The organism is Achromobacter animicus, assembly GCF_902859585.1.
Lineage (GTDB): Bacteria > Pseudomonadota > Gammaproteobacteria > Burkholderiales > Burkholderiaceae_B > Achromobacter > Achromobacter animicus.
On the sequence record NZ_CADIJM010000022.1, the window covers coordinates 42,220 to 53,850 of the forward strand.

The following is an 11,631-nucleotide window of genomic DNA, read 5'->3' on the forward strand; positions in this document are numbered from 1 at the left end:
CATAGTCACGTAACATATTGGTCAAGTCATTGACATACAGGGCGTCCACACTGGCTGGACTCTCTAGGAGCTTCGCGCAATGCTGGAATTAGCACGCATCAATCCGAGCCGCAGTACCGCAGAACCCTGGACGGGCTCGGCCCCGAAGGTCCTGGCTGTCGGCCTGGCGCGTACCGCCGAAGAAATAGAGCAGATCCAACGCCTGCGCTATGAGGTCTTCACCGAAGACATGGGTGTCGTCTTCCCTGATGCGCAAGATGGCATCGAGCAAGACCGCTTCGATCCGTTCTGTGAACACCTGATGGTCCGCGAACTCGACACCGACCGAGTCGTTGGCACCTATCGGATCCTGACCCCCGAAAAGGCGCGCGAAGCCGGCGGCTATTACTCGCAGTCGGAATTCGACCTGTCGGGCCTGGGCGCCATCCGCGACGAAGTCGTTGAAGTCGGCCGCTCCTGCACCCACGCCGATTACCGTGGCGGCGCGGTCATCATGCTGCTGTGGTCCGGCCTGGCGGAATACCTGCGCCGCGGCGGTTACGAATACGTGCTCGGTTGCGCCAGCGTCAGCCTGCGCGATGACGGCGTCACCGCAGCGGAAGTGTGGCGTACGGTGGCCAAGCAGATGCCCCAGGGCAACGAGCCGCGCGTCACGCCGCTGCACCGCTACCCGGTCGAAAAGCTCAACAGCACCTTACCGGCGCGCGTGCCGCCGCTGATCAAGGGCTATCTGAAGCTGGGCGCCAAGGTATGCGGCGAACCGGCATGGGATCCGGATTTCAACGCCGCCGACTTCCCGGTGCTCTTGAAGATGGAGCGCATGGACGAGCGCTACCGTCGCCACTTCGGCCTGGACCAGCCGGCCATCATCGCTACCCAGCGCTAGACCCCATCCATCATGCGCCGCCTGTTCCGCCGAATGACAATCAGACTGATCCGGCGGGCCACCCGGCCGCTGCGCATGGAACTCAGGCGGCTGGATCGGGAAACCGATCTCTCGCCATTCTGATCAGCCGGGGCGGCCGCGCCGCCCCGTTCTTGATTTTCAGAACTCCAGCAGTTCGAACGAAAACCCGACCTTGTTCCACTCGGCTTCTTCCGCGCGCAGCGTGAAGTCGCTGAGCGGGTGTTCGGCCAGCCATTCGCGGTTGACGCGCACCACGATGGAATTGTCTCGGACCGACGCGGTGAGGGGCAGGGGTTCGATCTCGCCGCGGCGGCGGAACAGCAACACCGCCAGACGCAGCGCCAGGATGGCCTTCCATTGCGGGCGCGTGCGCACCAGCGGTTCCACCTTGGCCAGCTTGCCCTGATGTCCCAGCGCCAGCAAGGCCAGCAGTTGCTGGTCGGCGCGTGAAAAGCCCGGCATGTCGGCGTTTTCCAGCACGTAGGCGGTGTGCTTGTGATACGCGTTGTGGGCAATCGACAGACCCACTTCGTGCAGATCGGCCGCCCAGCCCAGTGCGGGACGCAGCTCGGCGCGCTCCTGGCCTTCGGGGAACATGGCGTCGAACAGGCTGAGGGCTGCGTGGCGAACGCGGCGCGCCTGGTTCACGTCCACGTGATAGCGCTTGACGAACTGGCGTACCGATTCGTCGCGCTTGTCGTGCTCGTCGTCACGGCCCAGCAGGTCGTACAAAACGCCCAGGCGCAGTGCGCCGTCGCCGGTGTGCATGACATCGATGCCCAGCTCGTCGAACAGCGCGCTCATGATGGCCAGCCCGCCGGGCAGCACGTCGGCGCGTTCGATCTTGATGCCGGGAAGCTCGGACGGAATGACGCGGCCCGAGCGGATGAGACGGTCCTTCAGCTTGGTCAGGCCCGAGCGCGTGATGCCGCGGTCGGAATAGCCGCCTTCGGTCAGGATTGCAAAGAGCGCCTTGGCGGTGCCGGAGGAGCCATAGGCTTCCTTCCAGCTCATCTTGCGGTACTGCTTGGCGATGACTTCGATTTCGCGGCGCGCGGCCAGCTCGGCCTGCTTCATCTGGTGCGCATCCACGACGCCGTCCGAGAAGAACTGGCGGCTGTAGCTGACGCAGCCCATGTACAGCGAGGACATCAGGCCCGGTTCGTGGCCCTTGCCGATGATGACTTCGGTAGAACCGCCGCCGATGTCGATGACCAGGCGCTTGTTGGGCGAAGGGGGCAGGGTGTGGGCCACGCCCGTGAAGATCAGGCGGGCCTCTTCGCGGCCGGCGATGACTTCAATGGGAAAGCCCAATGCGGCTTCGGCCCGGGGCAAAAAATCTTTGGTGTTGCGGGCGACGCGGAACGTGTTGGTGGCAACCGCACGGACCCGGTTGGGGTGGAAACTGCGCAGGCGTTCGCCGAAGCGTTCCAGGACGGCAATGGCGCGGTCGATGGCGGCGTCGCCAAGCCGTTTTTCGGCGTCCAGACCGGCGGCGAGCCGGACGGTTTCCTTGAGGCGGTCGATCTGGTAGATCTGGGGCGTACCGTCCTGCTGAACGATGCGTCCGATGGAGAGGCGAAAGCTGTTGGACCCGAGGTCCACCGCGGCCAGAAGTTGATCCATGCGGCTCGTAATATTGGCTGTGAGGTGGACCGATTATAAGGACCCCATGTGACAACGCCGCCGGATACGGGTTTTTGCTTACGGAACAGAGGCTTGGGAGCCATTGTCCGGTGCGCCATATGTCCCGCATTTGACGTACCCTTAGCGATTGGGCGCTGTCATAGAACCGTCACCTGTTTGCAGTAAAACTTCACGCTCTCTTTTCGTATGGAATCCGGTATGCCCACACGTCCGCCAGGCGAGCCTCTGCTCATGAATCGCGAATTGTCGCTGCTCAAGTTCAATGAACGCGTGCTGGCGATGGCGGAAAACCCCAAGACGCCGCTGCTGGAAAGGCTGCGCTACGTGTGCATCGTCAGTTCCAACCTGGACGAGTTCTTCGAGATCCGGATCTCCAGCCTGAAAGAGCAGCAGCGCCAGTCGCCCAACCTGGTCGGCCCGGACGGCATGACGCCCGACGAGGCATTCGAATGCGTCCAGCAGGCGGTGCACGAACTGGTGAACCGCCAGTACAACCTGCTCAACGATCAGATCCTGCCCGCCATGCACAAGGAGGGCATCGCGCTGCATCACGCTTCCGAATGGAATCCGGAGCAGCAGGAATGGGCGCGCGACGTGTTCCACCGTGACGTGATGCCGCTGTTGACCCCCATCGGGCTGGACCCGGCGCATCCGTTTCCGCGCGTCTACAACAAGAGCCTGAATTTCATCGTGTCGCTGGCCGGCGCTGACGCGTTCGGCCGTCAGGCGTCCATCGCCATCGTCCAGGCGCCCCGCGCGCTGCCGCGCCTGATCAAGATGCCGCAGGAGCTCTCTGGCCAACCCGAGGGCTACATCCTCCTGACTTCCCTCCTGCGCGCGTTCGTGGGCGAGCTGTTCCCGGGCCTGGAGATGCTGGGTTGCTACCAGTGGCGCGTCACGCGCAACAGCGACCTCTTCGTGGACGAGGAAGAAGTCACCAACCTGCGCCATGCGCTGCAGGGCGAGCTGTCGCAGCGCAACTTCGGCGCCGCCGTCCGCCTTGAGATCGACAAGCTGACGCCCGTCGAACTGGAAACCTTCCTGCAGCGCGAGTTTTCGCTCAAGGCCGACGACACCTATCGCGTGCCCGGCCCGGTGAACCTGTCGCGGCTCATGCAGCTGTGCAATTCCGCGGCGCGCCCGGACCTGTTGTTTCCCGACTACCGCGCGCCCGTGCCCGCGCCCTTTGACCGCTTCGGCGACAAGCCCGCGGAACTCTTTGAGGCAGTTGCCGAGTGCGACCGCCTGCTGCACCATCCCTATCAGTCGTTCCAGCCCGTCATCGACTTCCTGACCGCCGCCGCGCTGGATCCGGACGTGATGGCCATCAAGCAGACCATCTACCGCACCGGCGAAGACTCCGAGCTGATGAAGATCCTGCTGGCGGCCGCGCGCGCCGGCAAGGAAGTGACGGTGGTGGTGGAGTTGATGGCGCGCTTTGACGAGCAGACCAACATCAACTGGGCCTCCAAGCTGGAAGAGGTGGGGGCGCACGTCGTCTATGGCGTAGTGGCGCACAAGACGCACGCCAAGATGGCGGTGGTGCTGCGCCGGGAAAAGGGCCGTCTGCGCCGCTATGCCCACTTGGGCACCGGCAATTACCACCCGCGCACGGCGCGCCTGTACACCGATTTCGGGCTGCTGACGGCGGACCCGAAGCTGTGCGAGGACATGGACAAGGTGTTCGCGCAGTTGACCGGCCTGGGTGCGCGCCGCGCGCTCAAATCGCTGATGCAGTCGCCGTTCACCCTGCACGAAGGCATGGTGTCGTTGATCCGCGCCGAGGCGCGCGCCGCCAAGGCGGGCAAACGGTCGCGCATCATGGCGAAGATGAATTCGCTTCTCGAAGAGCAGATCATCGCCGAGCTGTACAAGGCCAGCCAGGCGGGCGTGAAGATCGACCTGATCGTGCGCGGCGTCTGCGCCTTGCGCGCCGGGGTGCCGGGATTGTCAGAAAACATCCGTGTGCGCTCCATCGTGGGCCGCTTCCTGGAGCATTCCCGCGTCTTCTATTTCTACGCCGACGGCGAAGAGACCGTGTACCTGTCGTCCGCCGACTGGATGGACCGCAACTTCTTCCGCCGCGTCGAGATCGCCTTCCCGATCTACGACAAGACGCTCAAGAAACGCGTTATCGACGAGGCCTTCACCTACGCGCTGCGCGACAACCAGCTTGCCTGGCAGCAGCAACCCAGCGGCGACTACGCGCGCGTCAAGAGCCGCCGCGAGCCCTACAACCTGCACCAGTTCCTGATGCAGAAGCTGGGCGTCTGAACGACCAGGGCCGAAATAGGGTTTGTCCCTTTAATCTTGTCTTAGCCTTTCGGCCGCCCGGCAACTGCCCCGCGGCCGTGGTTTTTATGCCGCATCGAACATCTGCATGAACAGTTTGTGACTGTCATGGTCTTGTCACGTTGGGTACCTAAGATGCGAGGGTCGCTGAAAGACAGGCAGCTAAAAAGCCTGCCAAGACTCCTTTAACGAGCACAGAAGGAACCCAGATGTTCAAACGTGTCTTCAAGCAAGTTTCCGTGGGCGTCGCGCTGAGCGCCGCCGTTTTTGCCGTCCAGGCCGCCAACGTCACCGGCGCCGGCGCATCGTTCCCGTACCCGATCTACGCCAAGTGGGCGTCCGACTACAAGGCTGCGACCAACAACGCGGTCAACTACCAGTCCATCGGTTCGGGCGGTGGTCAACAGCAGATCATTGCAAAGACGGTCGACTTTGGCGCTTCGGATGACCCGATGAAGGCTGCCGACCTGGAAAAGCACGGCCTGCTGCAATTCCCCGCCGTGATCGGCGGCACTGTCGCCGTCGTGAACGTCGACGGCGTCGAGCCGGGCAAGCTGAAGCTGTCGGGCAAGGTCCTGGCCGACATCTTCCTGGGCAAGATCAAGAAGTGGGACGACGCTGCGCTGAAGGCGCTGAACCCCGACGTCAAGCTGCCCTCGGCCGACATCATCGTCGTGCACCGTTCGGACGGCTCGGGCACCACCTTCGGCTGGACGAACTACCTGTCCAAGGTGTCGCCGGAGTGGAAGTCGCAAGTCGGTGAAGGCAAGGCCGTCAAGTGGCCCACCGGTCAGGGCGGCAAGGGCAACGAAGGCGTCGCCGCCTACGTCGGCCAGCTGAAGAACTCGATCGGCTACGTCGAATACGCCTACGCCAAGCAGAACAAGCTGGCCTGGACGCAACTGCAGAACAAGGACGGCAAGTTCGTCCAGCCCGAGCAAAAGGCTTTCGCTGCCGCGGCCGCCAACGCCGACTGGAAGAGCGCGCCGGGCATGGGCGTGGTCCTGACCGACGAGCCGGGCGCCGATTCGTGGCCCGTCACCGCCGCCACCTTCATCCTGATCCACAAGTCGCAAGACAAGCCGGTTCAGGGCAAGGCTGTGCTGGACTTCTTCGACTGGGCCTTCAAGAACGGCGCCAAGTCGGCTGAAGCCATGGACTACGTGCCGCTGCCGGAAGCCGTGACCAAGGAAATCCGCGCCGCCTGGGGCGAAGTGAAGTCCACTGACGGCCAGGCTGTCTGGAAGTAAATCAGTACCGAGCGGCCCCGACGCCTGATGGCGGGCGGGGCCGCCGCTTGTAAATCGACCTCTCTGCTGTTCCCCCAGGTTTCCTAAGGAAAGTCCATCCATGAGCGCGGTAATGGATAATAGTGTGCCGCTTCCGCCCAGCGTGGCGGATTCCGTGACTACCGGCACGCCTTCGCCTATGAAGCAAACAAAAAACGCGCTGATGGATGCGCTGTTCAAGAATCTGACCCGCCTGTTCGCCTTCCTGGTGTTCATTCTTCTGGCGGCGATTCTCATCTCCCTCATCTACGGCAGCCGCGAATCGCTGGCCAAATATGGCCTGTCGTTCCTGTGGCTCAATGACTGGGACCCGGTCAACTCCAATTACGGCGCCGTCGTGCCGATCATCGGCACGTTGCTGACGTCCGCGATCGCACTGATCATCGCCGTGCCGGTGTCCTTCGGCATCGCCATCTTCCTGACCGAACTCTCTCCGACCTGGCTGCGCCGCCCGCTGGGCACCGCCATCGAAATGCTGGCGGCCATCCCGTCCATCATTTACGGCATGTGGGGCCTGTTCGTCTTCGTGCCCGTGTTCCAGCAGTACGTGCAGCCGTTCCTGATCGCGACGTTGGGCAATCTTCCCATCATCGGCGGGCTGTTTGCGGGCCCACCGTTCGGTATCGGCATCTTCACCGCCGGCCTGATCCTGTCGATCATGATCATCCCGTTCATCGCCGCGGTGATGCGCGACGTGTTCGAACTGGTCCCCGCGATGCTCAAGGAATCGGCCTACGGCCTGGGCAGCACGACCTGGGAAGTGATGTGGCGCGTAGTGCTGCCCTTCACCAAGTCGGGCGTCATCGGCGGCATCATGCTCGGCCTGGGCCGTGCCCTGGGCGAGACGATGGCCGTGACCTTCGTCATCGGCAACGCCTTCAAGTGGTCCGGTTCCCTGTTCTCGCCCGGCAACTCCATCGCCTCGGCGCTCGCCAACGAATTCAACGAGGCGGGCGGCATCCAGAAGGCGGCATTGCTGGAACTGGGCCTGATCCTGTTCCTGATCACGACCATCGTGCTGGCCTTGGCCAAGACGCTGCTGGTCCGCCTGTCCGCCGGCGAAGGCAAGAAGACCTGACGCCCGGAGCACAAGGAAAAAATCATGGCTGAATCCGTACTCAACATGCAGAACGGCATCTATCGCCGGCGCCGCGTGGTCAATCGCATCATGCTCGCCGTGTCGATGACGACGCTGGTCTTCGGCCTGTTCTGGCTGTTCTGGATCATTCTCACGTTGCTGATGAAGGGTGCGCCCGCGCTGTCGTACACGCTCTTCACCGAAATCACGCCGCCGCCGGGCCAGGCGGGGGGCTTGCTCAACGCCATTCTCGGCAGTGTGATGATGGCGGGCGTCGGCACGCTGATCGGCACGCCGGTCGGCATCCTGGCCGGCACCTATCTGGCTGAATACGGCCAGCGCGGCTGGCTGGCGCCGGCCACGCGCTTCCTGAACGACGTGCTGCTGTCGGCGCCGTCCATCATCATCGGCCTGTTCATCTATGCCGTGTATGTGGCGCAGGTCGGGCATTACTCGGGTTGGGCCGGCGCCATTGCGCTGTCCATCCTGGTGATCCCGGTCGTGGTCCGCACCACCGACAACATGCTGCTGCTGGTGCCCAACAGCCTGCGCGAGGCGACCGCCGCGCTGGGCTGCCCGAAGTGGCGCATGATCACGCTGGTCTGCTATCGCGCCGCCAAGTCCGGCATCATCACCGGCGTGCTGCTCGCGATCGCCCGCATCTCCGGCGAAACCGCGCCGCTGCTGTTCACCGCGCTGTCGAATCAGTTCATGTCGCTGAACATGAACGGCCCGATGGCCAACCTGCCGGTCGTCATCTACCAATACGCCGCCAGCCCCTTCAAGGACTGGAACAACCTGGCCTGGGCCGGCGCCACGCTGATCACGCTGCTGGTGTTGGGCATCAACATCATCGCCCGCAACCTGTTCCGCAAATAAAGATCGCTTTGCCGGCGCGCTGGACGCGCCGACATCCAAGGGAAACCCAATGGAAAACACCGCTACCGCAGTCAAGAACAAGCTCGAGGTCAAGAACCTGAACTTCTACTACGGCAAGTTCCACGCGATTCGCAACGTGAACATGTCGATCCAGGAGAAGAAGGTCACCGCCTTCATCGGCCCGTCGGGCTGCGGCAAATCGACGCTGCTGCGCACGTTCAACCGCATGTTCGAGCTGTACCCCGGCCAGCGCGCCGAGGGCGAAATTCTGCTGGACGGCGACAATCTGCTCACGGCCAAGACCGACATCTCGCTGATCCGCGCCAAGATCGGCATGGTCTTCCAGAAGCCCACGCCGTTCCCCATGAGCATCTACGACAACATCGCCTTCGGCGTGCGTCTGTTCGAACGCCTGTCCAAGGGCGAAATGGACGAGCGCGTGGAATGGGCGCTGAGCAAGGCTGCACTGTGGAATGAAGTGAAGGACAAGCTGCACCAGAGCGGCAACAGCCTGTCCGGCGGCCAGCAACAGCGTCTGTGCATCGCGCGCGGCGTGGCGATCAAGCCCGAAGTGCTCCTGCTTGACGAGCCGTGCTCGGCCCTGGATCCCATCTCCACCGCCAAGATCGAAGAGCTGATCGCCGAACTGAAGAACGACTACACCGTCGTGATCGTGACGCACAACATGCAGCAGGCTGCGCGTTGCTCGGATTACACGGCGTATATGTATCTGGGCGAGCTGATGGAATTTGGTCAGACTGATCAGATCTTCGTGAAGCCTTCGCGTAAGGAGACTGAGGACTACATTACGGGTCGATTTGGCTGATCGCGATTTGTCGAGCAGGTTTCTGGTATAGTCTCCACCCTTCGGGGCGTAGCGCAGCCTGGTAGCGCATCTGCTTTGGGAGCAGAGGGTCGTGAGTTCGAATCCCACCGCCCCGACCATACAAATCAAGACCTTACGCTGAGGTCCCCTAGTTCTCCTTTGTTTTGGTGGACTAGCTAGTGGACTAGTTGCAAAAGCCCTTCCTACGCGCCGCATAGGAAGGGCTTTTTTATGCTGTCTCATCCCCCGTCGGCACACTCAAATGAAAAGGCCTTGCACAGTGCTCTGTGCAAGGCCTTTTGTATCTTCTGGGCCAGTCGTGGTCTATGCCTAGTGAGGGGCCGATTTGCGCTCGTCAACCCATCGTTGAATGTCACTCGCGCGCCAGCCGACTGCTTTGGAGGTGAGCTGAATCGGCTGGGGAAAATCCCCTTTTTTGATCAGGTCATAAACAGTCCATTTGGACAGTCCTATCACCCGGCGAAGGTCGTCGATTCGGTACACCAGCGCGGGTATTGGTGGCGCTTGGTGCGCAGCTTCGCTCGTGCCTGCCGCGCTTCCAAAAAAAATCGATTCTGACGTGGCGCGGCTCGCGTCGATGTCGTGCCTACCGTACATTCCTTCATGTAGGTACGGTACGGAGGGATCTCCGCTGGCGATTGCAACAGTCCGCGTATGTAGTTGATTCGGCGGGAAAAGCTCTGAACTTCACGCGGGTGAGCGCAACTCGAACTGGCCAAGATCTGCTGTATGGTGACTTGCGTCATTCCCAGCGTGGCCTATAGCAGGGGGGCTGCCTGTGGAGGTCTGATTTCGTGTGTCGACTTCAAGGGGGCCGCTATTTGTTCGGCATGGGGCCCTTGCCTGCGGCAGACGACCTGAGCTTGTCCGGCACACTGCGGGCGTGGTCTGGTATCGGCCGATGCAGCCACGCCCGATGCGGCTGGCTGCATGGCCTCCCCGGGCCTGAACTGCGTCGGCGATAGGCCGATTTCGACCCAAAGCGATCATTCGCACCCTGGCTCGTCCCTGCCTAAGTCTCGCTACCGGGAAATTGGTTTCGAGCACAGGCGAGCTCTCGAATTCAGGACGAATGGAAACACTGCACCTTGCGTCGCCGAGGTTGAAATTCCTTCGCGGAAATTCACCCAAGTTGGAAAGGTGCCATTTTTCTAGAGTGCGACCTCCTGCCCCTCCCGCCACGCCTACAGGTCCACCCGCACCTTGCCCGCTTGCACCAGCCCGGCGACGTCGCGGATTTCCGCCAGCAGCGCGTCGCGCAGCTGGGCCGGGGTGCCGCCGGTGGGCAGGAAGCCCTGCTCGGCCAGCTTGGCGTGCACCGCGTCGGTCTGCAGCGCGCGGTTGATGCCCTGGTTCAAGGCGGCGATGGCGGCTGTCGAAGTTCAACGAACTTGGAAAGTTGGTCACTCAATTTGAAAAATAACCAGGCGCGGGCTGTGAGGGCTGGCTGACGCAGTGCGCCAGCGGACCCGAGATGCGGTTCAGGTGGCTGGATCGACGTCCTTGAAACGCAGGTTGAGCGGGCGCAGCTTGGACCACAGCCACAGCCCCACGGCGGTGCTCGTGCCTACGATCAGCGTGATGCCGGTGGCGATGATGAAGCCGATCACCGGGCTAATCAATAGCGCATCAAGGCCCTCCAAGACGCGGCCGTTCCATTGGATCGAGCCCAAGCCGAAGAAAGTGCCGATGGCGCACAGGATCGCGAACGGGATCCAAGCCAGATACTGCCCTATGGCGATGAGCTTGAACACGGACTTGAGACTTAGCTTGCGGATTTGGATGTCGCGCACGGCGCCTCCGGGTAATCAGGGTTGAGCATTGGGTCGGTCCGGGAATGCCATGCCCCTTACTAAACTGCTGGGTGGCCGCATCCCCTCACACCGAGGTGGTGCATCAGCACCCTTCATCAACTTCTGGCACCCTCGCAAACAAATTCCAGTTGGCGGATGAATGCAAAGCGATACAGGCCCTCAGCTTGCTGTGAATGCGTACAGGCTGGGTAGTTTTTTAGAGGTGGTACGGATCGCAGACTTCGTATCCTCGGAGATCATACCGGTTTTATCGTGGAGAAGCCCTAGTACCCGAAGCCCTTAAAGAAGTTAAATGAGTCTTGCGATTTGGTTCACAAGCTTGAACTGAAGGAACGCGACATTCAGTCAGTCGCGGCACTGCTGTTGAAGTTCAACGGACTAGGAAATTTGGTCCCTCAATTTGAAAAGTAATAATTGTGTGGATCCAAGGGTGGTGCGGCCTTCCACCTCGATGAGGTGCAGAGGCTATGTGTGTGGGACTGCGCAGGCGGGGAAAGACGGTTAAGCTTTCGAGTACAGAATGAGTGGAAACACTGCTCCTCGCGTCGCCGAAGTTGGAATTCGTACTCGAAAATTCGTCCAAGTTGGAAAGGCGCCGTTGTCTTTATGATGCGTTTCAGCCCACTACATATTGAGCACTGTACGAGTGGCGCTATCGCTACGGGCCGTCTGTACATGGAGGCTCACGAATGCGTCGCGAATAGGTGTACCCGCAGGTGTGGTTTGACAGTACAAGCATCCTCCTTGAGCCGTTAGTCCGCTTTCGACCGAGGCTGTGTGGAAACGCTTTTCGTCCTGCCAGCCACAGCGCAATAGCCTAGTCCGCATCACCTTGGGCGGTCTTCACTTCGATTTTTCGAAGCGGGGCTCACTCAAGG

The 11,631-nt window shown here is 61.7% G+C and carries 10 protein-coding genes and 1 tRNA gene; 7 read left to right on the top strand and 4 right to left on the bottom strand.

The genetic code is table 11. The features are described from left to right. Nucleotides 1-79 precede the first annotated feature (79 nt). Nucleotides 80-886, top strand: coding sequence for a GNAT family N-acetyltransferase (locus HV681_RS26335; RefSeq protein WP_175126052.1), 807 nt, complete (start codon nucleotides 80-82; stop codon nucleotides 884-886). 159 nt (nucleotides 887-1,045) lie between these two features. On the opposite strand, the gene ppx is transcribed toward HV681_RS26335, so the two are convergent. Continuing rightward, nucleotides 1,046-2,533, bottom strand: coding sequence for an exopolyphosphatase (gene ppx / locus HV681_RS26340; protein ID WP_175126053.1), 1,488 nt, complete (start codon nucleotides 2,531-2,533; stop codon nucleotides 1,046-1,048). Between the two features lie 219 nt (nucleotides 2,534-2,752). On the opposite strand from ppx, the gene ppk1 reads away from it, so the two are divergent. From ppk1 to HV681_RS26370, 6 genes are all read left to right on the top strand, one after another. Next, entirely contained in the window at nucleotides 2,753-4,828 is a 2,076-nt protein-coding gene (gene ppk1, locus HV681_RS26345; protein ID WP_175126054.1) for a polyphosphate kinase 1, read from the top strand. Between the two features lie 227 nt (nucleotides 4,829-5,055). Continuing rightward, the gene (gene pstS, locus HV681_RS26350; protein WP_175126055.1) at nucleotides 5,056-6,096 is read left to right on the top strand and encodes a phosphate ABC transporter substrate-binding protein PstS; all 1,041 of its coding nucleotides are present in this window, start codon (nucleotides 5,056-5,058) and stop codon (nucleotides 6,094-6,096) included. A 100-nt stretch (nucleotides 6,097-6,196) separates the two neighbouring features. Beyond that, on the top strand, nucleotides 6,197-7,213 hold the full coding sequence (pstC, locus tag HV681_RS26355) for a phosphate ABC transporter permease subunit PstC (RefSeq protein WP_175126056.1): 1,017 nt from the start codon (nucleotides 6,197-6,199) through the stop codon (nucleotides 7,211-7,213). Between the two features lie 24 nt (nucleotides 7,214-7,237). Beyond that, nucleotides 7,238-8,092, top strand: a complete 855-nt coding sequence (gene pstA / locus HV681_RS26360; RefSeq protein ID WP_082579045.1) for a phosphate ABC transporter permease PstA — start codon at nucleotides 7,238-7,240, stop codon at nucleotides 8,090-8,092. Nucleotides 8,093-8,141: 49 nt separating this feature from the next. Then, nucleotides 8,142-8,918, top strand: coding sequence for a phosphate ABC transporter ATP-binding protein PstB (gene pstB / locus HV681_RS26365; RefSeq protein ID WP_175126057.1), 777 nt, complete (start codon nucleotides 8,142-8,144; stop codon nucleotides 8,916-8,918). Nucleotides 8,919-8,960: 42 nt separating this feature from the next. Beyond that, nucleotides 8,961-9,037: transfer RNA gene (locus HV681_RS26370), tRNA-Pro, on the top strand. Nucleotides 9,038-9,248: 211 nt separating this feature from the next. Here HV681_RS26370 and HV681_RS26375 read toward each other — a convergent pair. From HV681_RS26375 to HV681_RS26385, 3 genes are all read right to left on the bottom strand, one after another. Continuing rightward, nucleotides 9,249-9,536: a helix-turn-helix transcriptional regulator gene (locus HV681_RS26375; RefSeq protein ID WP_175126058.1), complete on the bottom strand. Its 288-nt coding sequence runs from the start codon at nucleotides 9,534-9,536 to the stop codon at nucleotides 9,249-9,251. A gap of 587 nt (nucleotides 9,537-10,123) precedes the next feature. Next, on the bottom strand, nucleotides 10,124-10,297 hold the full coding sequence (locus HV681_RS26380; protein WP_254595074.1) for a hypothetical protein: 174 nt from the start codon (nucleotides 10,295-10,297) through the stop codon (nucleotides 10,124-10,126). 123 nt (nucleotides 10,298-10,420) lie between these two features. Next, nucleotides 10,421-10,732 (bottom strand): hypothetical protein, encoded by a 312-nt coding sequence (locus HV681_RS26385; RefSeq protein WP_175126059.1) that lies wholly within the window; start codon nucleotides 10,730-10,732, stop codon nucleotides 10,421-10,423. Between the last annotated feature and the right edge of the window lie 899 nt (nucleotides 10,733-11,631).